General features: G+C 68.4%; 23 protein-coding genes. 13 read left to right on the plus strand and 10 right to left on the minus strand.

From position 1 onward, the window contains the following. The first annotated feature begins 40 nt into the window (after positions 1 to 40). From ACU5AX_RS02170 to ACU5AX_RS02185, 4 genes are all read left to right on the plus strand, one after another. Positions 41 to 1,501, plus strand: coding sequence for a leucyl aminopeptidase (locus ACU5AX_RS02170; RefSeq protein WP_446689479.1), 1,461 nt, complete (start codon positions 41 to 43; stop codon positions 1,499 to 1,501). After that, on the plus strand, positions 1,501 to 1,941 hold the full coding sequence (locus ACU5AX_RS02175; RefSeq protein WP_446689480.1) for a DNA polymerase III subunit chi: 441 nt from the start codon (positions 1,501 to 1,503) through the stop codon (positions 1,939 to 1,941). The genes ACU5AX_RS02170 and ACU5AX_RS02175 overlap by 1 nt, the downstream gene beginning before the upstream one ends. 83 nt (positions 1,942 to 2,024) lie before the next feature. Then, positions 2,025 to 2,447: a nucleoside-diphosphate kinase gene (gene ndk / locus ACU5AX_RS02180; protein WP_115381414.1), complete on the plus strand. Its 423-nt coding sequence runs from the start codon at positions 2,025 to 2,027 to the stop codon at positions 2,445 to 2,447. Continuing rightward, positions 2,447 to 2,968 carry a GNAT family N-acetyltransferase gene (locus tag ACU5AX_RS02185; protein ID WP_198352942.1) on the plus strand — a complete coding sequence of 174 codons (522 nt, stop codon included), beginning with the start codon at positions 2,447 to 2,449 and terminating at the stop codon, positions 2,966 to 2,968. The genes ndk and ACU5AX_RS02185 overlap by 1 nt, the downstream gene beginning before the upstream one ends. Here the strand turns inward: ACU5AX_RS02185 and ACU5AX_RS02190 are convergent. From ACU5AX_RS02190 to ACU5AX_RS02205, 4 genes are read right to left on the minus strand one after another with little or no spacing between them, the layout of a single operon-like run. Beyond that, the gene (locus ACU5AX_RS02190; RefSeq protein ID WP_446689481.1) at positions 2,965 to 3,660 is read right to left on the minus strand and encodes a hypothetical protein; all 696 of its coding nucleotides are present in this window, start codon (positions 3,658 to 3,660) and stop codon (positions 2,965 to 2,967) included. The two genes, ACU5AX_RS02185 and ACU5AX_RS02190, sit on opposite strands and share 4 nt — an antisense overlap. Before the next feature lie 46 nt (positions 3,661 to 3,706). Continuing rightward, the gene (gene fghA, locus ACU5AX_RS02195; RefSeq protein ID WP_446690446.1) at positions 3,707 to 4,564 is read right to left on the minus strand and encodes an S-formylglutathione hydrolase; all 858 of its coding nucleotides are present in this window, start codon (positions 4,562 to 4,564) and stop codon (positions 3,707 to 3,709) included. 2 nt (positions 4,565 to 4,566) lie between these two features. Beyond that, a complete protein-coding gene (locus tag ACU5AX_RS02200; protein WP_446689482.1) occupies positions 4,567 to 4,950 on the minus strand; it encodes a VOC family protein in 384 nt (127 codons plus the stop codon). Positions 4,951 to 4,961: 11 nt separating this feature from the next. After that, positions 4,962 to 6,068, minus strand: a complete 1,107-nt coding sequence (locus ACU5AX_RS02205) for an S-(hydroxymethyl)glutathione dehydrogenase/class III alcohol dehydrogenase (RefSeq protein WP_446689483.1) — start codon at positions 6,066 to 6,068, stop codon at positions 4,962 to 4,964. Between the two features lie 171 nt (positions 6,069 to 6,239). Here ACU5AX_RS02205 and ACU5AX_RS02210 point away from each other — a divergent pair, with 171 nt between their 5' ends. Genes ACU5AX_RS02210 through ACU5AX_RS02230 form a run of 5 tightly spaced genes read left to right on the plus strand, consistent with a single transcriptional unit; the run spans position 6,240 to position 11,751 of the window. Next, complete coding sequence (locus ACU5AX_RS02210) at positions 6,240 to 7,367, plus strand: isovaleryl-CoA dehydrogenase (RefSeq protein WP_446690447.1); 1,128 nt, start codon at positions 6,240 to 6,242, stop codon at positions 7,365 to 7,367. Positions 7,368 to 7,377: 10 nt separating this feature from the next. Next, positions 7,378 to 8,967, plus strand: coding sequence for a carboxyl transferase domain-containing protein (locus tag ACU5AX_RS02215; protein ID WP_446689484.1), 1,590 nt, complete (start codon positions 7,378 to 7,380; stop codon positions 8,965 to 8,967). 5 nt (positions 8,968 to 8,972) lie between these two features. Continuing rightward, a complete protein-coding gene (locus tag ACU5AX_RS02220; RefSeq protein WP_446689485.1) occupies positions 8,973 to 9,446 on the plus strand; it encodes a nuclear transport factor 2 family protein in 474 nt (157 codons plus the stop codon). Continuing rightward, a complete protein-coding gene (locus tag ACU5AX_RS02225; RefSeq protein WP_446689486.1) occupies positions 9,443 to 11,302 on the plus strand; it encodes an acetyl/propionyl/methylcrotonyl-CoA carboxylase subunit alpha in 1,860 nt (619 codons plus the stop codon). The genes ACU5AX_RS02220 and ACU5AX_RS02225 overlap by 4 nt, the downstream gene beginning before the upstream one ends. Beyond that, complete coding sequence (locus ACU5AX_RS02230) at positions 11,302 to 11,751, plus strand: MaoC family dehydratase (protein ID WP_446689487.1); 450 nt, start codon at positions 11,302 to 11,304, stop codon at positions 11,749 to 11,751. Before ACU5AX_RS02225 ends, ACU5AX_RS02230 begins: the two co-directional genes overlap by 1 nt. Here ACU5AX_RS02230 and ACU5AX_RS02235 read toward each other — a convergent pair whose 3' ends face one another. The 4 genes from ACU5AX_RS02235 to purM are packed head-to-tail and all read right to left on the minus strand — an operon-like array spanning position 11,752 to position 14,344. Beyond that, positions 11,752 to 12,330: a hypothetical protein gene (locus ACU5AX_RS02235; protein WP_446689488.1), complete on the minus strand. Its 579-nt coding sequence runs from the start codon at positions 12,328 to 12,330 to the stop codon at positions 11,752 to 11,754. Then, positions 12,327 to 12,686 (minus strand): MmcQ/YjbR family DNA-binding protein, encoded by a 360-nt coding sequence (locus ACU5AX_RS02240; protein ID WP_446689489.1) that lies wholly within the window; start codon positions 12,684 to 12,686, stop codon positions 12,327 to 12,329. Before ACU5AX_RS02240 ends, ACU5AX_RS02235 begins: the two co-directional genes overlap by 4 nt. Continuing rightward, positions 12,683 to 13,228, minus strand: a complete 546-nt coding sequence (gene purN, locus ACU5AX_RS02245; protein WP_446689490.1) for a phosphoribosylglycinamide formyltransferase — start codon at positions 13,226 to 13,228, stop codon at positions 12,683 to 12,685. The genes ACU5AX_RS02240 and purN overlap by 4 nt, the downstream gene beginning before the upstream one ends. Before the next feature lie 6 nt (positions 13,229 to 13,234). Further along, the gene (gene purM / locus ACU5AX_RS02250) at positions 13,235 to 14,344 is read right to left on the minus strand and encodes a phosphoribosylformylglycinamidine cyclo-ligase (protein ID WP_446689491.1); all 1,110 of its coding nucleotides are present in this window, start codon (positions 14,342 to 14,344) and stop codon (positions 13,235 to 13,237) included. A gap of 62 nt (positions 14,345 to 14,406) precedes the next feature. Here purM and ACU5AX_RS02255 point away from each other — a divergent pair, with 62 nt between their 5' ends. The 4 genes from ACU5AX_RS02255 (at position 14,407) to ACU5AX_RS02270 (ending at position 20,021) form a co-directional block, all read left to right on the plus strand. After that, on the plus strand, positions 14,407 to 15,660 hold the full coding sequence (locus tag ACU5AX_RS02255) for a heavy-metal-associated domain-containing protein (protein WP_446689492.1): 1,254 nt from the start codon (positions 14,407 to 14,409) through the stop codon (positions 15,658 to 15,660). Beyond that, positions 15,657 to 16,292: an HdaA/DnaA family protein gene (locus tag ACU5AX_RS02260; protein WP_446689493.1), complete on the plus strand. Its 636-nt coding sequence runs from the start codon at positions 15,657 to 15,659 to the stop codon at positions 16,290 to 16,292. The genes ACU5AX_RS02255 and ACU5AX_RS02260 overlap by 4 nt, the downstream gene beginning before the upstream one ends. Continuing rightward, positions 16,289 to 18,457: an RNA degradosome polyphosphate kinase gene (locus ACU5AX_RS02265; RefSeq protein ID WP_198352928.1), complete on the plus strand. Its 2,169-nt coding sequence runs from the start codon at positions 16,289 to 16,291 to the stop codon at positions 18,455 to 18,457. Before ACU5AX_RS02260 ends, ACU5AX_RS02265 begins: the two co-directional genes overlap by 4 nt. 97 nt (positions 18,458 to 18,554) lie before the next feature. Then, positions 18,555 to 20,021, plus strand: coding sequence for a Ppx/GppA phosphatase family protein (locus tag ACU5AX_RS02270; RefSeq protein ID WP_446689494.1), 1,467 nt, complete (start codon positions 18,555 to 18,557; stop codon positions 20,019 to 20,021). Positions 20,022 to 20,046: 25 nt separating this feature from the next. On the opposite strand, the gene ACU5AX_RS02275 is transcribed toward ACU5AX_RS02270, so the two are convergent. Both ACU5AX_RS02275 and rnd read right to left on the minus strand, forming a co-directional pair. Then, entirely contained in the window at positions 20,047 to 20,337 is a 291-nt protein-coding gene (locus ACU5AX_RS02275) for an I78 family peptidase inhibitor (RefSeq protein ID WP_198352926.1), read from the minus strand. Continuing rightward, positions 20,334 to 21,509, minus strand: coding sequence for a ribonuclease D (gene rnd, locus ACU5AX_RS02280; protein WP_198352925.1), 1,176 nt, complete (start codon positions 21,507 to 21,509; stop codon positions 20,334 to 20,336). Before rnd ends, ACU5AX_RS02275 begins: the two co-directional genes overlap by 4 nt. Between the last annotated feature and the right edge of the window lie 77 nt (positions 21,510 to 21,586).

The following is a 21,586-nucleotide window of genomic DNA, read 5'->3' on the forward strand; positions in this document are numbered from 1 at the left end:
AGATCATGGCCTCAACGCTATGATGCAGGAATAGGATCGCATGGACGTTCGCTTCGCTCCGGCTCTCTCCCTTGCCGCGACCCTCGTCGCGGTACCAGTCGCCAAGGGGGCGGGCACACCGGCGCTCGCCGGCGTCGATCCGGCACTGGTCGCGGCGGCGACGCGCGCGGCGCGCTTCGATGGCGAGGCAGGGGCAGTGGTCGAACTGTTCGCGGCGCAGGACGGCGGCGTCCGTCAGTGGCTGATCGTCGGCGTCGGCGAAGGCAAGCCGGCCGACTGGGCCAAGGCCGGCGGCGCGCTGACCGGCAAGCTGCTCACGTCCGGTGCAACCGAACTCGCCGTCGACGTCTCGGCTACAGGCGCCGAACCGGCTGCGATCGCCCGCCTCGCCGCGGCCGCCGCGCAGCGCGGCTGGCGGTACGATATCTATCGCACCAAGCTGACCGACAAGCAGAAGCCGACGCTGCAGGTGCTGACGATCGCCGGCGCCGCAACCGGCGTCGAGGAAGCTTGGCAGGCCGAGGCGGCGACCACCGCCGGTCTCGAACTGACCCGCACTTTGGTGACGCTGCCGCCCAACATCCTCTATCCCGAGACCTTCGTCGACCACGTCAGGGAGTCGGTAGACGGCCTCGGCCTGGAGATCGTCGTGCTCGACGAGGCGCAGATGCGCGAGCTCGGCATGGGGTCGCTGCTCGGCGTCAGCCAGGGTTCGGTGCGCGAGGCGCGGATGCTCGCGCTGAAGTGGAACGGCGGCGGCGACGGTGCACCGACGCTCGCCTTCGTCGGCAAGGGCGTGACCTTCGACACCGGCGGCATCTCGCTCAAGCCCGGGCCCGGGATGGAGGACATGAAGTGGGACATGGGCGGCGCCGGTGCCGTCGCCGGCGCGATGAAGACGCTGGCTGCGCGCAAGGCGAAGGCGAACGTCGTCGGCGTCATGGGCCTGGTCGAGAACATGCCCGACGGCAATGCGCAGCGTCCGGGTGACGTCGTGACGTCGATGTCGGGCCAGACGATAGAGGTGCTCAACACCGATGCGGAAGGACGGCTGGTGCTCGCCGATGCGATCACCTGGACGCAGGCGACGTTCCAGCCTGCGACGATCGTCGATCTCGCGACGCTGACCGGCGCGATGATCGTCAGCCTGGGCAACGAATATGGCGGCCTGTTCGCCAACGACGACGCGCTTGCCGATCAGCTGCTCGCCGCAGGGACCGAGACGGGCGACAAATTGTGGCGCTTTCCGATGTCCGACGCTTATGACAAGCTGCTCGACAGCCCGATCGCGGACATGAAGAACATCGGGCCGCGCGGCGCTGGCTCGATCACCGCAGCGCAGTTCATCAAGCGCTTCGTCGATCAGGGGGTGAAATGGGCGCACCTCGACATCGCCGGCATGGTCTGGTCCGACAAGCCCGGCGCCACGCACGACAAGGGCGCCACCGGCTATGGCGTCAAGCTGCTCGACCGCTTCGTCGCCGCGCATTTCGAGCGCTGATGCAGGTCGACTTCTACCATCTGACGGCGGCACCCATCGACCGGGTGCTGCCGCAGATCGCCGACAAGGTCGTGACGAGCGGCGCGCGGCTGCTGATCGTCGCGCAAAGCGAGGACCAGCGCGCGCACCTCGACCGGCTGCTGTGGACCTATCAGGCGGACAGTTTCCTCCCCCATGCGCGGGCGGGATCGGGCGACGATGCCGCCCAGCCGGTACTGATTGCGGCGGAGGCGGAGGCGGGCAACGGTGCGCGTCACATCGCGATTGTCGACGGACGCTGGCGTGACGAGGCACTCGGCTTCGACCGCGCCTTCCACATCTTCGGCGAGGACCAGATCGGCGCGGCGCGGGCGGCGTGGCGCGCGCTCGGCGATGCCGATGGGGTCGAACGTCGCTATTGGAAACAGTCCGATAGCGGCCGCTGGGAACAGGCCGCCTGAGCCGTGTTGCCAAGTGGGGGCGCGGCGACTAGGGCGGCGCCACTTTCCACCGACAGCCCAAGCACAGGAGCTCCGTGACCATCATGGCCGCGAACCGGACCTTTTCGATTATCAAGCCCGACGCCACCCGCCGCAACCTGACCGGTGCGGTCACCAAGATGTTGGAGGATGCCGGCCTGCGCGTCGTCGCGTCCAAGCGCATCCACATGACCCGCGAGCAGGCCGAGGGCTTCTACGCGGTCCACAAGGAGCGGCCCTTCTTCAACGACCTGGTCGAGTTCATGATCTCGGGTCCGGTGGTCGTGCAGGTGCTCGAGGGCGAGAACGCCATGCAGCGTAACCGCGACATCATGGGCGCGACCAACCCGGCGAACGCAGAGCCCGGCACGATCCGCAAGGAACTGGCCGAGTCGATCGAGGCGAACACCGTCCATGGCTCGGACTCGGACGAGAATGCCGAGATCGAGATTGCCTATTTCTTCAAGCCCGAAGAGATCGTCGGCTGATGACCGACTGGCGGCTGCGGCGTGCGTCGGTCGACGATGCACCCGCGGTCGCGCTGGTCGCGCAGGCCAGTTTCCTAGAGACTTTCGCGGGCGTGCTCGCCGGTCCCGATATCCTCGCGCATCTTGCCGCCAAGAGCAGCGTCGCGCGGTTCGCCGCCTGGGCCGCTGACCCGACGTTCGTGCTGACGCTGGCCGAGCATCCTGCCGGCCTCGCACCTGTCGGCTACACTTTGCTGACTCCGCCCGAAGATGTGGGGGAGACGCGCGCCGGCGACATCGAGCTGCGCCGCATCTATACCTTGTCCGCCACCCGCGGCACCGGCTTAGGTGCGATGCTGATGGCGCAGGCGATCGCCGATGCGCGGGCGCGTGGTGCGCGCCGGATGCTGCTCGGTGTCTTTGCCGGCAACAGCCGCGCCCGTGCCTTCTACGAGCGTCAGGGATTCGCCGTGGTGACCGAACGCGCGTTCACCGTCGGCGCAACCGCGTGCGACGATCGTGTCTACGCCCGCGATCTTTAGTCGCTGATCGTCCAGCCCTGGCGGGGGTCGCGCCCTCGAACCGACTGCTGTTCCTTGAGCGCCTGCTTGAACCGGTCCTGCGCGTCTGGCAGTCGCGCCGAGACCGGCATATGCATCGGCGGCTGCGGCGTCGGTGCGGGCGGTGCAAGCGGTGCGGCCGCAACGCGGGCGCTGCCGGGGTCCACTTTGCCAATGCCGAAGCCGCTAAGGAATACCGAGCGGCCGAAGCGGTCGACATGGTCGACGATGGCGACGCCCGGCTGACTACCGTCCGGGCCGCTCAAAATGCGCATCACCTCCGCCGCAGCGGCGGTGTAGCAGGCGTCCCGTCGGCGTCCCGCGCATTCGCTCGGCGGCGCCGAGACGTCGCTTGGCCGAGCAATAACGGTGGCGGCCTCGGTGCCGCCGCCGCGGCTTGCGCTGCCGCCGAGGAATTGCACGTAGTCATGGCCGCCCGCGCGGGCCATTTCGGCCGCGCGGTACATGGCGACGGACAGGGCATCCCCGCGGCGCATCACTGCATCGACCCGCCAGCTGCCGTCTTTTTGAAGGCGGACGTCGTAGCCCACCTTCATCCCGAGGCCCCACCATCCGTCGATCTTCTTCATCGGACCGTAATAGGGGGCATCGGCCGCGTATGCGGCGGCAGGCACGCTCGCCGCGAGCAGGAACAGGCATGCTTTGATCGTCACACGAGGTCTCCCGATTCTCGACCGTCGCAGCCGTATCAATGCGCGGTTAAGACCCGGTATGCAAACGCGCCGCGTGCCAGCGCAGGTGATCGGCCATGAAGGTCGATACGAAGAGATAGCTGTGGTCGTAGCCCGGCTGGATGCGCAGCGTGCAATCGATCCCCGCGCGCCGGCACGCATCGGCCAGCAGGTCGGGGCGCAATTGCTCGGCCAGGAACTGGTCGGCATCGCCCTGATCGACAAGCAGCTCCGAAATCCGGGCGCCGTCCTCGATCAACGCAATTGCGTCATGAGGCCGCCAGGCAGCCTGTTCGTCGCCAAGATACCCAGCTAGCGCCTTCCTGCCCCAAGGCACTTGCGATGGCGCGACAATCGGGGCGAAGGCCGATACCGCACGGAACCGCTCCGGAAAGGTCAGACCGATCGTCAGTGCGCCGTGACCGCCCATCGAATGGCCGAGGATCGACTGACGCGTAAGGTCTGCCGGGAATTCCGCACCGATCAGCGCGGGCAGTTCCTCGGTGACATAGCTCCACATGCGATAATGCGGCGCGAAAGGCGCTGCGGTGGCATCGACGTAGAAGCCGGCGCCGAGGCCAAAGTCATAGGCACCATCAGGATCGTCTGCGACGCCCTCACCACGCGGGCTGGTGTCCGGTGCGACGAAGATCAGACCCAGCTCGGCGCAGGCACGCCGATACTCGCCCTTGTCGGTGACGTTGGCGTGGGTGCAGGTCAGCCCGGACAGATACCAGACGACCGGCAGCGTCGCGCCCGGCGCGTGATCGGGCACGAAGACCGACAAGGTCATCGCGGTACCTGTCGCCGCGCTGGTATGACGGTAGACACCCTGCGTCCCCCCATGCGCCTTGGCCGTTGATACCGTCTCCACACCCAGGCCCATCGTCATGCGGCTGGCCGGTGCATGGCGCAGACCTTGTTGCCCGACGGATCGCGCAGATAGGCGAGATATAGCCGGCCGAACGGACTGTCGCGCCAGCCTGGCGGATCCTCGCACGGGGTACCGCCATGCGCCACGCCCGCCTCGTGCCAGGCGTCGATCGCTTCCGGATCTGCGGCGCGGAAGCCGATCGTCCCGCCGTTGGCGTGGCACGCCGGTGCCCCGTCGATCGGCGTGGTGAGCATGAAGAAGCTGCCGCCATGCATATAGGCCACGCGTCCTTTTGGATCGCGACGTCCCGAGGGAATGCCGATCGCGGTGAGGGCGGCATCGTAGAAGGCCTGCGATGCCGCGATGTCGTTGGCACCGACCATGACGTGGCTGAACATGTCCGTTCTCCTCAGTAGATGACGACGCTGCGGATGCTCTCGCCCGCATGCATCAGGTCGAAGCCGGTGTTGATCTCGTCCAGACTCAGCCGGTGGGTGATCATCGGGTCAATCTCGATCAGCCCGTTCATATACCAGTCGACGATCTTTGGCGTATCGGTGCGCCCGCGCGCGCCGCCGAAGGCCGTGCCCTTCCACGTCCGGCCGGTGACGAGCTGGAACGGCCGCGTCGCGATCTCCTTGCCCGCCTCGGCGACGCCGATGATGATCGATTCGCCCCAGCCGCGATGCGCGCTCTCCAGCGCCTGGCGCATCACCACGGTGTTGCCGGTGCAGTCGAACGTGTAATCGCCACCGCCGTCGGTCATCGCGATCAGACGCGGCACGATGTCTCCGATGTCGCGGGGATTGACGAAGTCGGTCATGCCGAAGCGGCGCCCCCATTCCTCGCGATCCGGATTGATGTCGACGCCGATGATGCGCAGCGCGCCGGCCAGCTTCGCGCCCTGGATGACGTTGAGGCCGATGCCACCCAGGCCGAAGACGATCACCGTCGCACCGGGCTCGACCTTGGCGGTGTTGACCACTGCGCCCACTCCGGTGGTCACGCCGCAGCCGATGTAGCAGCTGGTGTCGAACGGCGCGTCGTCGCGGATCTTCGCGACCGCGATCTCGGGCAGCACGGTGAAGTTCGAGAAGGTCGAGCAGCCCATATAGTGAAAGATCGGCTGGCCCTTGTAGCTGAAGCGGGTGGTGCCGTCCGGCATCAATCCCTTGCCCTGGGTCGCGCGGATCGCGGTGCAGAGATTGGTCTTCTGGCTGAGGCACGATTTACACTGGCGGCATTCGGGCGTGTAGAGCGGGATGACGTGATCGCCCGGCACGACGCTGGTCACCCCGGCGCCGACCTCGCGGACGATGCCGCAGCCTTCGTGACCGAGCACGCTCGGGAACAGGCCCTCGCTGTCGAGGCCGTCGAGCGTATAGGCGTCGGTGTGGCAGATGCCGGTCGCCATGATCTCGACCAGCACCTCGCCGGCCTTGGGGCCTTCGAGGTCGAGTTCGACGATCTCCAGCGGCTGTTTGGCCTCGAACGCGACGGCGGCGCGGGTCTTCATGGGCAATGGCTCCGATCGGTGACGGGCGAACCGGTATTCACTGCGCGCCTCGGCCGCAAGCATCCAGGGTTGATCGCTGACGCCGGCCTGCTAGTCGCATTTGCAACGATATGTGGAGAGGTGGCGGCTGTGACCCCCGATTTTGATTTCGCGCTCGGCGAGGCGGCGGAGATGATCCGCGACAGCACCCGGCGCTTCGCGACCGACCGGATCGCACCGCTGGCGGCGAAGATCGACGCCGACGACTGGTTCCCGCGTGACGAGCTGTGGCCCGCCATGGGGGGACTGGGCCTGCACGGCATCACCGTCGAGGAGGCCGACGGGGGTCTTGGCCTCGGCTATCTCGAACATGTCGTCGCGGTGGAGGAGGTTTCGCGCGCCTCGGGCTCGATCGGGCTCAGCTATGGCGCGCATTCGAACCTGTGCGTCAATCAGATCCGCCGCTGGGCCAATCCGGAGCAGAAGGCCAAATATCTGCCCAAGCTGATCTCCGGCGAGCATGTCGGCAGCCTGGCGATGTCAGAGGCGAACGCCGGCTCCGACGTCGTGTCGATGAAGCTGCGCGCGCGCGAAACGGATCGCGGCTACGTGCTCGACGGGACGAAATTCTGGATCACCAACGCGGCCTATGCGGACACGCTCGTCGTCTATGCCAAGACGGGCGAAGGCAGCCGCGGCATCACCGCCTTCCTGATCGAGAAGGACATGCCCGGCTTCTCGATCGGGCAGAAGATCGACAAGATGGGCATGCGCGGCTCGCCGACCGCGGAGCTGGTGTTCGACGAGTGCGAGGTACCGCGCGAGAACGTCATGGGCCCGCTGAACGGCGGGGTCGGGGTGCTGATGAGCGGCCTCGATTATGAGCGGGCGGTGCTTGCCGCGATCCAGCTCGGCATCATGCAGGCCTGCCTCGACGTCGTCATTCCCTATGTCCGCGAGCGAAAGCAGTTCGGCCACCCGATCGGCCAGTTCCAGCTGATGCAGGCGAAGGTCGCCGACATGTATGTCGCGCTCAATTCGGCGCGTGCTTATGTGTACGCGGTGGCGAAGAGCTGCGACGCGGGCAAGACGACCCGCTTCGACGCGGCCGGCGCGATTCTGCTGGCGAGCGAGAATGCGGTAAAGGTGGCGCTGGAGGCGATCCAGGCGCTGGGCGGTGCGGGCTATACCAAGGACTGGCCGGTCGAACGCTTCATGCGCGACGCCAAGCTGCTCGACATCGGGGCGGGGACCAACGAGATCCGCCGCATGCTGATCGGCCGCGAATTGATCGGCGCCGCCCCCAAGGTGGCGCAGTGAGGACGGCGACATGAACGCCCCGGTCATCCCGACCACCGCCGCCATCGATCCGGCGCTTGCTGCGCATAATCGTGCCCTGGCGGAACGGCTGCGGGCCGACGTCGCTCGGGCGGCACGCGGCGGCAGCGACGCGGCGCGCGAGCGGCACACCGGTCGCGGCAAATTGCTGCCCCGCGACCGGGTCGAACGGCTGCTCGATCCCGGCAGTCCTTTCCTGGAGATCGGCCAGCTCGCCGCCTACGACCTGTACGACGGGGAGGTGCCCGGCGCGGGCATGATCGCCGGCATCGGCCGCGTCTCGGGCCGGCAGGTGATGATCGTCTGCAACGACGCGACGGTGAAGGGCGGCACCTACTATCCGCTGACCGTCAAGAAGCATCTGCGCGCGCAGGAGATCGCGCAGGAGAATCGGCTGCCCTGCATCTACCTGGTCGACAGCGGCGGCGCCAATCTGCCGCATCAGGCGGAGGTGTTTCCCGACCGCGACCATTTCGGCCGCATCTTCTTCAACCAGGCGAATATGTCGGCGCTCGGCATCCCGCAGATCGCCTGCGTGATGGGCAGCTGTACCGCCGGCGGCGCCTATGTCCCGGCGATGTCCGACGAGACGGTGATCGTCGCCGGCGCCGGCACGATCTTCCTCGCCGGTCCGCCGCTGGTCAAGGCCGCGACGGGCGAGGTGATCAGCGCCGAGGAGCTGGGCGGCGCCGACACGCACGGCCGCCGCTCCGGCGTCGTCGATCACGTCGCCGAGAATGACGACCATGCGCTGACCATCGTCCGCGACATCGTCGCGACCCTGCCGCCCGCTCAGCCCGCCGCGGTCAATAGGGTCGCGCCACGCGATCCGCTGCATCCGGCCGAGGACCTCTATGGCCTGATTCCGCAAGACGTGCGCGCGCCCTATGACGTGCACGAGGTCATCGCCCGGCTGGTCGACGGCTCGGAATTCCATGAGTTCAAGTCGCTCTACGGCGCGTCCTTGGTCTGCGGCTTTGCCCATATCCACGGCATGCCGGTCGCGATCCTCGCCAACAACGGCGTGCTGTTCAGCGAAAGCGCGCAAAAGGGCGCGCATTTCATCGAGCTCGCCTGTCAACGCCGCGTGCCGTTGCTTTTCCTGCAGAACATCAGTGGCTTCATGGTCGGCGGCCGCTACGAGGCGGAAGGCATCGCCAAGCATGGCGCCAAGCTGGTCACCGCCGTCGCCACCGCCAGCGTGCCCAAGATCACCATCCTGATCGGCGGCAGCTTCGGCGCCGGCAACTACGGCATGTGCGGGCGCGCCTATGGCCCACGCTTCCTGTTCACCTGGCCCAACAGCCGGATCAGCGTGATGGGCGGCGAACAGGCGGCGAGCGTGCTCGCCACCGTCCATCGTGACGCGGAGCGGTGGACGCCGGAACAGGCCGATGCCTTCAAGGCGCCGATCCGCGCCCGCTACGAGGATGAAGGCAACCCCTGGCATGCCACCGCGCGACTGTGGGACGATGGCATCATCGATCCGGTCCAGACCCGTGACGTGCTCGGCCTCGCGCTCGACGCCTGTCTCGCTGCTCCCATAGCCGAAGCGCCGCGCTTCGGCGTGTTCCGGATGTGACCCCGATGATCCTCGCTCTCCTGCTCGCGCTTCAGGTTCAGGCGTCGGACAAGCTGCCGCCCGCCAATCCGCTGCCCTATGCCGACGCCGATGCGGCGAACGTGATGGCGCCGATCGACGCCATGTTCCGCGGCCTCGCTGCGCGCGACGGCGCGGCGATCCTGGCACAGGTCCGTCCCGATGGCGGTGCCACCGTCGTCGCCGAGCGGCCCGACGGCCGCCGCGAGGTCCGCCACACCAGTTGGGCGGAATTTGCCGCCGGCGTGAAGCCCGGCCCGGAACGCTATCAGGAACGGCTGACCGATCCCGCAGTCGAGGTCGACGGCGACATCGCCATGGTGTGGAGCCCCTACGTCTTCACCATCGACGGCAAGGTGCATCATTGCGGCACCGACCATTTCGACTTGGTCCGCGAGGACGGTCGCTGGCGCGTCCTCAACGTCACCTGGACGCAGCGCACCACCGGATGCCCGGCATGATCGAATCGTTGCTGATCGCCAACCGCGGCGAGATCGCCTGCCGCATCATCCGCACCGCGCGGCGGCTCGGCATCCGCACCGTTGCCGTCTATTCCGATGCCGATGCCGACGCGCTGCACGTCGGTGAGGCGGACGAGGCGGTGCATATCGGCCCCGCCGCGGCGCGCGAGAGCTATCTCGTCGGCGAACGGATCATCGCCGCGGCCCGGGATAGCGGCGCACAGGCGATCCACCCCGGCTACGGCTTCCTCAGCGAGAATGCCGATTTCGCCGAGGCGGTGATCGCCGCCGGCCTCGTCTGGGTCGGGGCGCCCCCCGCCAGCATCCGCGCGATGGGGCTGAAGGACGCAGCCAAGACGCGGATGATCGCCGCCGGCGTGCCCGTCACCCCTGGCTACCAGGGCGAGGACCAGCGTCCCGACCATCTGCAGGCGCAGGCCGCTGCGATCGGCTATCCCGTGCTGATCAAGGCGGTGGCGGGCGGCGGCGGCAAGGGCATGCGCCGCGTTGACGATGCCGCCGACTTCGCCGACGCGCTCGCCAGCTGCCGCCGCGAGGCGGCCTCCTCGTTCGGCGACGATCGCGTACTGATCGAGAAATACATCCTGTCGCCCCGCCATATCGAGGTGCAGGTGTTCGGCGACACGCGTGGTAACGTCGTCCATCTGTTCGAGCGCGACTGTTCGCTGCAGCGCCGCCACCAGAAGGTGATTGAAGAGGCGCCCGCGCCGGGTATGGACGCGGCGACGCGCGCCGCAGTCTGCGATGCGGCGGTGCGCGCGGCGCAGGCGGTCGACTATGTCGGCGCCGGCACGATCGAATTCATCGCCGATGCCAGCGATGGCCTGCACGCCGACCGGATCTGGTTCATGGAGATGAACACGCGGCTCCAAGTCGAGCATCCCGTCACCGAGGCGATCACCGGCCAGGATCTGGTCGAGTGGCAGCTACGCGTCGCGAGCGGCGAGCCGCTGCCGCTGCGCCAGGATCAGCTCGCCATTCACGGCCATGCGATCGAGGCGCGGCTATATGCGGAAGACCCGGCCAAGGGCTTCCTGCCGTCGATCGGCCGGCTCGATGCGTTCGACCTGGGCGATCCGGACGAGACGGGTGTGCGGGTCGACACCGGGGTGGAGCAGGGGGCTACGATCACGCCCTTTTACGACCCCATGATCGCCAAGCTGATCGCGCACGGCGAGACACGCGACGAGGCGCGAGAGACGCTGGCCGATGCGCTGGACGAAGCGGTGATCTGGCCGCTGCGCACCAACGCCGGTTTCCTGGTCGAGGCGCTCGACCATCCTGATTTCGTATCCGGCCATGTCGACACCGGGTTGATCGCGCGCGAGGGCGACGCCCTGCTGCCGCCGGCGCTGCCGAGCGAGGAAGCGTTGGTCGATGCCGCCGCCGCGCTTGCCGGCGATGCGGCCGGGGCCATTGGCGGCTTCCGGCTCAATGCCCCGTCGCGCCGGATCGCCCGCCTCGATGTCGGCGGCGAGCCGGTCGAGGTCGATTTCGTTCGCGCGACCGTCACCGGTACGCCCGGCCTGTCGCGCCTGCTGATCACCGAAGGCGGCCAGACCTGGCAGGTCATGCCGTGGCGCGCGACGGCGACCGCGGGCGGCGGCGCGGCGGATGGCGCGATCCTCGCGCCGATGCCGGGCCGCATCATTGCGGTCGATGTCACCGAGGGCGCCCGGGTCACCGCCGGCCAGAAACTGGTGACGCTGGAGGCGATGAAGATGGAACACAGCCTGACCGCGCCCTTCGACGGCACGGTCGCTGCGCTGGCCGCAACGGCAGGCGGGCAGGTGACCGAGGGGACCATGCTCGTCCGCATCGAAAGGGATTCGTGATGGCGGGTCGCTGCTATGACGAGTGGACGGTCGGCGACCGGGTCGTGCACGATATCCGCCGGACCGTGACGGAAACCGACAATCTGCTTTTTTCGACGATGACGCACAATCCGCAGCCGCTGCACCTCGATGCGGAGGCGGCGCGAGCCTCGGAATTTGGCCAGATCCTGGTCAACGGCACCTTCACCTTTGCGCTGATGGTCGGCCTGTCGGTGACGGATACGACGCTAGGCACGCTGGTCGCCAATCTCGGCTATGACAAATTGGAGATGCCAAAGCCGGTCTTCCTCGGCGACACGTTGCGCGCCGAGACGGAGGTGGTCGAACTGCGCGACAGCAAGAGCCGCCCGGATGCCGGTTTGGTCACGTTTCGCCACGTCATGCTCAACCAGCGTGACGAGACCGTCTGCCAATGCCTGCGAACCGCCATGCTGAAACGACGCGGCTGATCAGCGGGGCTTGGCCGCGTCCCAGGCACGCTCCAGCGCCGCGGCGTCGCCCCCGGTCTGGCGCAGGCGGAATCCTTCCAGTGTCAGCGCCCGTCCGAACAACCGGCGGCCGTGGGTCCGCCAGACGATGTCGTACAGGCCGCGTGCGCTGCGCGTCGCATCGCCATCCCAATAGCGGGTCGTGATCAGCACCGGCAGCCTGCCCGTGCGCGCATCGGGGCCGCCATCGGTGAGCTTGAGCAATGCCCGGTTGAACATCGACGCGTCGATCTCCGGCTCGACCGGCGCCTGCTTGCCGACGCCCAGCGCCTTGGGAAACAGGATCGTCGTGTCGGTGATGTCGTGGCGCGGATCCTTGAGCGTGATGGTGTCGCCATCGACGGTGCCGGTCAGCTCGACGCGCGCCTGAACCGCCGCGTCTTTCTGCGCCGTGGCGGCGCGTTCCGCCTGGTCGGCGCGCCGGTCCGAGACGTTGAGATAGAGCGTCAGCGCCGCGATCACGACGCCCGCGACCGCGACGACCTCGGCCAGCGTGATCCAGCGCCGGCGGGTGCGGGCTTGATCCGCCGTCTCCGTCATCGCCCGCCGGCCTCCAGCAACGCGGCCGGCGCGCTCAATTCCCAGCTGCGCGCGATCCGATCCTCGACCAGCGTCCAGTCCGCTTCGGCCGACAGATCGATGGCGACCCAATGTTCGGTGCCGAGACTGGACGGCGTGGCATAGGTGTCCGGCGCCGACGCAATCAGCTTCGCCTGCTCGTCTGGTCCACTCGTCCGCACGCCCACGGCGGTGCGGCCGTCGCCGTGATGGTCGTCACGGAATTGCGCGAACGGCTTGCCCGCGACGAAGAAGGTGGGCTGGCCATGGCTTTCCCGCTCTTCGCTGTCGGGCAGGACGAGCGCGATCGCGCGGATACGGTCGAGGGGACTGGTCATCGGCTGGCGAACTCCTTCAGCACCTGCGGGTACAGGCGGTGCTCGGCGTCCAGCACCCGCGCAGCGAGCGCGTCGGGCGTGTCACCGGGCAGCACCGGCACCTCAGCCTGTCCAAGCACTTCACCGGCATCCAGTTCCTCGGTGACGATATGAACCGAACAGCCGGCGACCGCATCGCCCGCCGCGATTGCCCGCGCGTGCGTGTCCAAGCCCTTGTATTTGGGCAGAAGAGACGGGTGGATGTTCACGATCCGGCCGCGCCACCTGGCGACGAAATCGTTCGACAGCAGACGCATATAGCCGGCCAGCGCGATCACCTCGACGCCCGCCTCTCGGAGCGCGGCGTCGATCGCCGCCTCATAGGCCGGTTTGCCGATGCCCTTCGGCGACAGGGCGAAGGCGGCGAGGCCACGTTCCCGCGCCCAGGCCAGGCCGGCCGCGTCCGGTTTGTCGGAGGCGACCAGCGCGACATCGATCCCCGCCTCGACCAGCGCCATCATGTTCGATCCCCGCCCGGAGATCAGGATGCCGACGCGTTTCATCGCCGTTCAGCCGTGGTTGTGCGTCGCGGTCCAGTCGGCCCGCGCCGACCAGCTCTCCGCCGGACCGCGGACCGTGCACCCGCGCGGCCCCGCCTCGATCCGGCCGATCCTATGGACCGTCTCCCCCGCCGCGCGCAGCGCCGCGGCGACGTCGTCGGCCGCTTCGGCGGCGACGACCACCGCCATGCCGATCCCGCAATTGAAGGTGCGCGCCATCTCCTCCGGCTCGATGCCGCCCTGCGCCTGCAGAAAGGCCATCAGCCGCGGCTGTTCCCAGGCACCGGCGTCGATCACCGCATGCGCACCCTCGGGCAGCACGCGCGGGATGTTCTCGAGCAGACCGCCGCCGGTGATATGCGCCAGACCCTTGATCCGGCCTTCGCGCACCAGCGGCAGCAGGCTGGCGACATAGATACGCGTCGGTGCCATCAGCGCGTCGATCAGCAGCCGGTCCGAATCGAACAGCGCCGGTCGGTCGAGCCGCCATCCCTTGTCCGCGGCGAGTCGGCGAACCAGCGAATAGCCGTTGGAATGGACACCGGTCGATGCGAGGCCGAGTACGACGTCGCCGGCGGCGATGGTCCGGCCGGTCAGCACCCGGTCGCGCTCGACCGCGCCGACGCAGAAACCGGCGAGGTCATAGTCGCCATCGGCGTACATGCCCGGCATCTCGGCCGTCTCGCCGCCGATCAGCGCGCAGCCAGCCTGACGGCAGCCCTCTGCGATCGACGCGACGACCCGCTCGGCGATGCCGTTGTCGAGCTTGCCGGTCGCGTAATAATCCAGGAAGAACAACGGCTCGGCGCCCTGGACGATCAGATCGTTGGCGCACATGGCGACCAGGTCGATGCCGACACCCTCGTGCCGGCCCGATTCGATTGCCAGCTTCAGCTTGGTGCCGACCCCGTCGTTGGCGGCGACCAGCAGGGGATCGGTAAAGCCCGCCGCCTTGAGGTCGAAGAAGCCGCCGAAGCCGCCCAGGTCGGCATCGGCGCCCGGTCGCCGCGTCGATCGGGCGAGGGGGCCGATGGCGCGGACCAGCGCATTGCCCGCGGCGATCGACACTCCGGCATCGGCATAGGTATAGGGCGCATTCGGTTCGGCTTCGGTGCTCATGGCGGCGACCTAGCCACATCGCGCTTGGATTTCCACGCCTGCTTCGCCAAAAGGCTGCCACGATGCGTCCGCGGTCCCTGTTCTCCCTTCTCGCCGGTGCGGCGCTGCTCGCCGGCGCCGCCGCGCTCGCCCAGATCGAGGGCAGCCGCGGCGTCGCGCCGATCGACACCTCAGGTAGCTATGAGGTCTCCGGCGTCACGGTCGACGTCGCCGCCAAGACCGCCGATCAGGCGCGGCTCGGCGGCTGGCGGCTCGCCCAGCGCAAGGCCTGGGTGCAATTGTCGCGGCGACTCGGCGGTGGCGGCGGCCTGGTCAGCGACGGCACGCTCGACGGCATGGTCTCGGGCATCGTCGTCGAGAACGAACAGATCGGCCCCAACCGCTACATCGCCCGTCTCGGCGTGTTGTTCGACCGGACCCGCGCCGCCGGGCTGCTCGGCATCAGCGCCTATGCCGACCGGTCGCGGCCGATGCTGGTGATGCCGCTGCTCGTCTCCGCCGGCACGGAGCTGATGTTCGAACAGCCCAGCCCGTGGCAGGCGGCTTGGGCACGGCTGCGCACCGGCAACAGCACGATCGATTATATCCGCCCGTCGGGCAGCGGCGCCGACGCCTTGTTGCTCAACGCCGGCCAGATCGGCCGGCCAGGACGCGGCTGGTGGCGCAATGTCCTCGACCAATATGGCGCGTCGGACGTGCTGATCCCGGTTGTGCGCCTCTATCGCAGCTATCCCGGCGGACCGATCATCGGCGTCTTCCAGGCGCGCCACGGTCCCGACAATCAGCTCGTCGGCAGCTTCACGCTGCGCGTCGGCAATGCCGCGGGGCTTCCGCAACTGCTCGACACCGGCGTCCAGCGGATGGACGCGCTCTACCAGCAGGCGCTGCGTGGCGGCGCACTGAACGTCGACGCCACTTTGTCGCCGCCGCCCGCGCCCGAACCGGTCGTCGAGCCGGCGGCCGACGACGAGGCGAGCGGCGAGACGCTGGCGGAGATCGTCGGCGACACCGGCAGCACTGCCAGCGCCGGCATTCCCGTCGTCGTCCAGGCGGATACCCCCAGCGCCACATCGGTTGCCAATATCGAGGGGCTGCTGCGCGGCATTCCCGGGGTCCGGGCCGCGACCACCACCAGCCTGGCGTTGGGCGGCGTTTCGCTGCTCCGCGTCAGCTACGACGGCGATCCCGCCTCGCTGCGCGCCGCCCTCGAGGTACGCGGCTATCAGGTCAGTGGATCGGGGCAGACGCTGCGCATCCGCCGCGCACCGCGGCTCGCGCCGCCCGAGCTACCGGCCGACACCCAGCCGGCCGGATGAGCCAGCTCGCGCTGCCGCTTGGCTGGCCGGCGGATCCCCGCGACGATGCCTTCCTCGTCACCCCGTCCAATGCGGGAGCGGCGCGCACGCTGGAGCATTGGGCGTCCTGGCCGGTGATGGCCGCGGTGCTGACCGGCCCGCGCAAGTCGGGGCGCAGCCTGCTCGCCCGCATCTTCGCGGCGAAGAGCGGCGGCACGATCATCGACGATGCGGAAAGCCTGCCGGAGACCCAGCTGTTCCACGCCTGGAACCGGGCGCAGGCGGAACGGCGGCCGCTGGTCATCGTCGCGGACGCGCTGCCGCCGGCCTGGGCGGTGCGGCTCCCCGATCTGCGGTCGCGCCTCGCCGCCAGTCCGCATGCCGCGATCGACATGCCCGACGACGCGCTCGTCCGCGAGCTGCTGGCGCACCTGTTCCACCGTCGCGGCCTCGATGCCCGGCCGGAGCTGGTCGACTGGCTGGCGACGCGGATCGAACGCAGTCACGTCGCGATCCAGCGCACCGTCGACGCGCTCGATCAGGCGGCGTTGGAGACGCGCCGGCGGCTGTCGATTCCGCTTGCCCGCAACGTGCTGTTTGCGGCGGGGATCGTCACGCAACCGCAATCGTTGGTCTCTAGCGACGAACCATGACCAGGCCTGCCCATCTCTCTCATCTGACCGACGCTGACGACGACCCCTTCGTGCCGGAGGTCAATGATCGCTATTTCAACCGCGAGCTGTCGTGGCTGGCGTTCAACCGTCGCGTTCTGGACGAAGCGTGCAATCCGGCGCATCCCCTGCTCGAGCGGCTGCGCTTCCTGTCGATCTCCGGCTCGAACCTCGACGAATTCTTCATGGTCCGCGTTGCCGGGCTGAAGGGCCAGCAGCTCAAGGACGTCGATCGCCGCTCCACCGACGGGCTGACGCCGGGGCAGCAGCTCGCCGCGATCACCGAAGAGGCGGACGCGCTGATGGCCGATCAGCAGCAGGTGTGGGGCGACCTGCGCACCCTGCTCGACGAAGCCAATCTGCACGTCCTGCGTCGCGACGAGGTCGACGCCGAAGCCGCCGCCTGGCTTGAGACGCATTTCCGCGAGCAAATCTTCCCGATCCTCACGCCGCAAGCGCTGGATCCCGCGCACCCGTTCCCCTTCATCCCCAACAAGGGGTTGTCGGTGATGTTCGACTTGGTCCGCCAGTCGGACGGCGAGCCGGTCCGCGAGCTGGTGATGATCCCCGCCTCCGCGCGCCGCTTCGTCCGCCTCCCCGGCGAGCCCGCCCGCTACGTGTCCATCGAGGCGATCCTCAAGCGGTTCGCGCCGCTCGTCTTTCCCGGCTATGCCGTGCACGGCGCCGCCGCCTTCCGCGTGCTGCGCGACAGCGACATCGAGATCGACGAGGAGGCGGAGGATCTCGTCCGCTACTTCGCCAACGCCATCAAGCGCCGCCGTCGCGGCCGCGTCATCCGGCTGGAGCTGGAGACGGGCATGCCCGACACGCTCGCCGCGGTGCTGCGCGCCGAATTGGGCGGCGACGCGATCGTCACCGAAAGCGGCAATCTGCTCGGCATCGGCGATCTCGACGCGGTGGTCGACGAGGATCGTCCCGACCTCAAGTTCCTGCCCTTCGTGCCGCGTTTTCCCGAACGCATCCGCGAATTCGGCGGCGACTGTTTCGCCGCGATCCGCGCGAAGGACATCATCGTCCATCACCCCTACGAAACGTTCGACGTCGTGCTCGCCTTCCTCAAACAGGCGGCGCAGGATCCGGACGTCATCGCGATCAAGCAGACGCTGTATCGCGCCGGCAAGCAATCGGCGGTGATCAACGCGCTGATCGCGGCGGCGGAGGCCGGCAAGTCGGTCACCGCCGTGGTCGAACTGCGCGCGCGCTTCGACGAGGAACAGAATATCCTGTGGGCCAGCGCGCTCGAACGCGCCGGGGTCCAGGTCGTCTACGGCTTCCTGGAATGGAAGACGCACGCCAAGGTGTCGATGATCGTCCGGCGCGAGAACGGCCAGTTCCGCACCTATTGCCACTTCGGCACCGGCAACTACCATCCGGTGACGGCGCGCATCTACACCGACCTCAGCTTCTTCACCGCCGATCCGCGGATCGGGCGCGATGCGGCACAAATGTTCAACTACGTCACCGGCTATGTCGAACCGACCGACATCGCCAAGCTCAGCCTCAGTCCACGCGACCTGCGCAAGGACCTGCTGGCGCTGATCGACGAGGAAATCGCCCATGCCCGCGCCGGCGGCTGCGGCATGGTATGGGCGAAGATGAACAGCCTGGTCGACCCGGCGATCATCGAGAAGCTATACGAGGCGAGCAATGCCGGCGTCGAGATCGAGCTGATCCTGCGCGGCATCTGCTGCCTGCGTCCCGGCGTGGCCGGCATGTCGGAAAACATCCGGGTGAAGTCGGTGGTCGGCCGCTTCCTCGAACACAGCCGCATCTTCTGCTTCGGCAATGGCGCGGCTTTGCCCAACGACAATGCGAAGGTGTTCATCTCGTCCGCCGACTGGATGCCGCGCAACCTCGACCGACGCGTCGAATATATGCTGCCGATCGAAAACCCGACCGTCCACGACCAGGTGCTCGACCAGGTCATGGTCGCCAACCTGCTCGACACCGAACAGAGCTGGGAGCTACAGCCCGACGGCCGCTATATCCGTGACGAGCCGGGGGAAAAGCCGTTCAACCTGCACCGCTATTTCATGACCAATCCGTCGCTGTCCGGCCGGGGCCAGGCGCTGGCGGAAAGCGACGCGGTGCCGACCCTGTCGCTGCGGCGGCGGCAACCGTCCTGATCGGTGCGGCGCGCGCCCGCAATTGCGTTGGTCGGGGCATGGGTGGCCCCGTGAGCGCCGCGCATCCCTCCGTCATCGCTAGTCAGATGGCAGCGTGATGGCGGTCTCCTACCCCCGCACCGCGATCATCGACATCGGCTCGAATTCGGTGCGCCTCGTCGTCTATCAAGGTCACCCGCGCGTTCCCGCCGCCCTATTCAACGAAAAGGTCATGGCCGGCCTCGGCCGCAGCCTGTCGGCGACCGGCGCGATCGATGCGGAATCGATGGCATTGGCGATCGGTGCCTTGGCGCGCTTCGCGGCCGTCGCGCGCGAGATGAAGGCGGAAGTACGCACCGTCGCCACCGCCGCGGTTCGCGACGCCAGCAACGGACGTGACTTCATCGCCGCCGCCGCCGATTTCGGCCTGTCGGTGGAACTGCTCAGCGGCGAGCAGGAGGCGACCGCCGCCGGCATGGGCGTGCTGTCCGCCATTCCCGACGCGGACGGCATCGTCGGCGATCTGGGCGGCGGCAGCCTCGAACTGGTCCGCGTTGTCGCCAATACGGTGACCGACCGGATTTCCTTTCCGCTCGGCGTGCTGCGCATCGCCGCGCTGCGCGCACAGCGCAGCGGCGCGTTCGACCGCCAGGTGTCGCGCATGATCCGCGATGCCGGCTGGACTGGGCGGGGCAGGGGTCTGCCGCTCTACATGGTCGGCGGCTCGTGGCGCGCGCTCGCCCGGCTCGACATGAGCCTGACGCACTATCCGCTGCCGATCATCCACGGCTATGCACTCGCGCCGCAGACCGTCGCTCGGCTTGGCCGCAGCATCGCCCATCTGCCGCGCCAGCGGTTGCGCGCGGTGCCGGGCATGTCGTCCGCCCGCGCCGCCGCGCTCGGCGATGCCACCGCCCTGCTCGGCATCGTCATGCGCGAACTCGGCAGCAGTGCCGGCGTCGCCTCGACCTTCGGCCTGCGTGAAGGCCTGCTCTATGCCGCACTTGACCCGGCGATCCGTGCTCTCGATCCGCTGATCGTCGGCGCGCGAGAGGAAGGACGGTTGCTCGGCCGATTTCCAGAACATGGCGACTTGCTCGACGGCTGGATCGCGCCCCTGTTCGCCGACGAGCCCGCGGCCTACGCCCGGATCCGCCACGCCGCCTGTCTGCTCGCCGACGTCGGCTGGCATGCCAATCCTGAATTCCGGGACGAGCGCGGCTTCGAGATCGCGCTGCACGGCAATTGGGTCGGGATCGACGCCGCGGAACGCGCGATGCTCGCGCAGGCGCTGCACTCCAGCCTCGGCGGTGTCACGACGCCGCACCCGCTGCTCGCCGCGCTGGCCAGTCCGGGACAGCTCGACGCCGCCATCCGCTGGGGTCTGGCGATCCGTCTCGGCCAGCGTTTCAGCGCGGGTCTCGCCGGACCGCTGCACCGCACCGCCCTGTCGATGACGGCCAAGGATGTGACGCTGGCGCTGAAGGCGGCGGATCGGCAATTATATGCGGAGACGGTCGCGCGCCGGCATGCCGCGCTCGCCTTGCTGCTCAAGCGCCGGCCGGTTGTCAGCTCCATCGGCTGACCCGTCCGGCGGCAGCGGCGGACGATCAGCCGCAGCGCAATCCGTCGATACGGCCGTCATCGCCCAGGTGGATGTTCAGCCGCTCGGTCCGGAAATCCATCGTCCCGCCGGCATCGGCGCGCAGGATTCGCGACACCGGCGCGTTGGCGTCCCGTTCCAGCCCGCGCCGCATCCGCTCGCGATACTTCATCCCGGCGTAGCGGATATGCATCTGCTGCGTCACCTTGCAGGGCCCCGTCGGCACCGGTTCCGGTACCGTCGCGCAGCCCTGGATCAGCAGAGCCCCCGCGATCGCCGCCACCGTCAGCTTGGTCATGCCGCCTCCTCGCCGCGCGTCATTTTCAGCTTGCCGCCCTGCACGGCGAAGCCGAGCCGCCCCTCGACCAGATCGAGCGCGTCGCGACCGAATTGATCATAGCGCCAACCCTGCAGCATGGGGAGGCCGGTGCGCACGCCGGCGGCGAGCATCTCCAGCTCGTCCGAACGCGCGAGCAGGCGCGAGGCCACGTCGATGTCGCGGGCGCGGATCTTCAGCAACAGCTTGAGCAGGTCCGCGACCAGTGCGCCGTCCTTACCCAGGCCGGGCTTGCGGTCGTCGCGCGGCGGCATCTCGTCCGCCGGCAGCGGCTCTGCCGCGTCGAGCGCCGCCATCAGCCGGCCGCCGATGTCGTTCGCTGCCCAGGTCGCCGACAGGCCGCGCACCTTGGCGAGATCGGCCTGGCGCCGCGGCGGGTGGCCGGCGAGGTCGCCCAGCGTCTCGTCCTTGACGATCCGGCCGCGCGGCAAGTCTTTGGCCTGCGCCTCCAGCTCGCGCCAGCGGGCCAGCGCCTTGAGGCGGCCGAGCACGTCCGCCTTGCGGCTCGACACGCGGACGCGCTTCCACGCGCCATCCGGGTCGTTGGCGTAATTGGCGGGATCGGCAAGCCGCTCCATTTCCTGATCCAGCCAGGCGCCGCGCCCCGTCTTGCGCAGCCGCTCCAGCATCTTGGGAAAGATGCGGGCGAGATGGGTGACGTCGCCGATCGCATATTCGATCTGCCGCGCGTCGAGCGGGCGCCGCGCCCAGTCGGTGAAGCGCGCGCCCTTGTCGACCTGGATGCCCAGCCAGCTGTCGACCAGATTGGAATAGCCGATCTGCTCGCCCTGGCCGAGCGCCATCGCCGCGACCTGCGTGTCGAACAGCGGGTGCGGCGTCTTGCCGGTCAGATTGTAGATGATCTCGATATCCTGGCCGCCGGCATGGAAGACCTTGAGCACGTCCTCATTGTCGGTCAGCAGCTGCAGCAGCGGCGTCAGGTCGAGCCCCGGCGCCATCGGATCGATCGCCGCTGCCTCGTTCACATCGGCGATCTGGATCAGGCAGAGTTCCGGATAATAGGTGCTCTCGCGCATGAACTCGGTGTCGACGGTGACGAAGTCGGCATCGGCGAGGCGGGTGCAGAGATTGGCGAGAGTCGCGCTGTCGGTAATCAACGGGTGGATGTGCATCCGACCGTCCATAGCCCGCGCGTGCGGGTTGACAAAGAGGGGATGGAAAGGGGAGGGCGCGGCCATCGATCAACCGC

This window comes from Sphingomonas benefaciens (genome assembly GCF_052907485.1).

Bases quoted from the DNA above. Each gene is read 5' to 3' on its own strand.
- ACU5AX_RS02205 (WP_446689483.1), bottom strand. From the start codon at position 6,068: ATGAAGACCCGCGCCGCCGTCGCGTTCGAGGCCAAACAGCCGCTGGAG.
- ACU5AX_RS02215 (WP_446689484.1), top strand. From the start codon at position 7,378: ATGAACGCCCCGGTCATCCCGACCACCGCCGCCATCGATCCGGCGCTT.
- ACU5AX_RS02225 (WP_446689486.1), top strand. From the start codon at position 9,443: ATGATCGAATCGTTGCTGATCGCCAACCGCGGCGAGATCGCCTGCCGC.
- purN (WP_446689490.1), bottom strand. From the start codon at position 13,228: ATGAAACGCGTCGGCATCCTGATCTCCGGGCGGGGATCGAACATGATG.
- ACU5AX_RS02235 (WP_446689488.1), bottom strand. From the start codon at position 12,330: ATGACGGAGACGGCGGATCAAGCCCGCACCCGCCGGCGCTGGATCACG.
- ACU5AX_RS02175 (WP_446689480.1), top strand. From the start codon at position 1,501: ATGCAGGTCGACTTCTACCATCTGACGGCGGCACCCATCGACCGGGTG.
- ACU5AX_RS02230 (WP_446689487.1), top strand. From the start codon at position 11,302: ATGGCGGGTCGCTGCTATGACGAGTGGACGGTCGGCGACCGGGTCGTG.
- rnd (WP_198352925.1), bottom strand. From the start codon at position 21,509: ATGCACATCCACCCGTTGATTACCGACAGCGCGACTCTCGCCAATCTC.
- ACU5AX_RS02240 (WP_446689489.1), bottom strand. From the start codon at position 12,686: ATGACCAGTCCCCTCGACCGTATCCGCGCGATCGCGCTCGTCCTGCCC.
- ACU5AX_RS02185 (WP_198352942.1), top strand. From the start codon at position 2,447: ATGACCGACTGGCGGCTGCGGCGTGCGTCGGTCGACGATGCACCCGCG.
- ACU5AX_RS02210 (WP_446690447.1), top strand. From the start codon at position 6,240: ATGATCCGCGACAGCACCCGGCGCTTCGCGACCGACCGGATCGCACCG.
- ACU5AX_RS02200 (WP_446689482.1), bottom strand. From the start codon at position 4,950: ATGTTCAGCCACGTCATGGTCGGTGCCAACGACATCGCGGCATCGCAG.
- ACU5AX_RS02270 (WP_446689494.1), top strand. From the start codon at position 18,555: ATGGCGGTCTCCTACCCCCGCACCGCGATCATCGACATCGGCTCGAAT.
- ACU5AX_RS02260 (WP_446689493.1), top strand. From the start codon at position 15,657: ATGAGCCAGCTCGCGCTGCCGCTTGGCTGGCCGGCGGATCCCCGCGAC.
- ACU5AX_RS02275 (WP_198352926.1), bottom strand. From the start codon at position 20,337: ATGACCAAGCTGACGGTGGCGGCGATCGCGGGGGCTCTGCTGATCCAG.
- ACU5AX_RS02265 (WP_198352928.1), top strand. From the start codon at position 16,289: ATGACCAGGCCTGCCCATCTCTCTCATCTGACCGACGCTGACGACGAC.
- ACU5AX_RS02220 (WP_446689485.1), top strand. From the start codon at position 8,973: ATGATCCTCGCTCTCCTGCTCGCGCTTCAGGTTCAGGCGTCGGACAAG.
- ndk (WP_115381414.1), top strand. From the start codon at position 2,025: ATGGCCGCGAACCGGACCTTTTCGATTATCAAGCCCGACGCCACCCGC.
- fghA (WP_446690446.1), bottom strand. From the start codon at position 4,564: ATGGGCCTGGGTGTGGAGACGGTATCAACGGCCAAGGCGCATGGGGGG.
- ACU5AX_RS02170 (WP_446689479.1), top strand. From the start codon at position 41: ATGGACGTTCGCTTCGCTCCGGCTCTCTCCCTTGCCGCGACCCTCGTC.
- purM (WP_446689491.1), bottom strand. From the start codon at position 14,344: ATGAGCACCGAAGCCGAACCGAATGCGCCCTATACCTATGCCGATGCC.
- ACU5AX_RS02255 (WP_446689492.1), top strand. From the start codon at position 14,407: ATGCGTCCGCGGTCCCTGTTCTCCCTTCTCGCCGGTGCGGCGCTGCTC.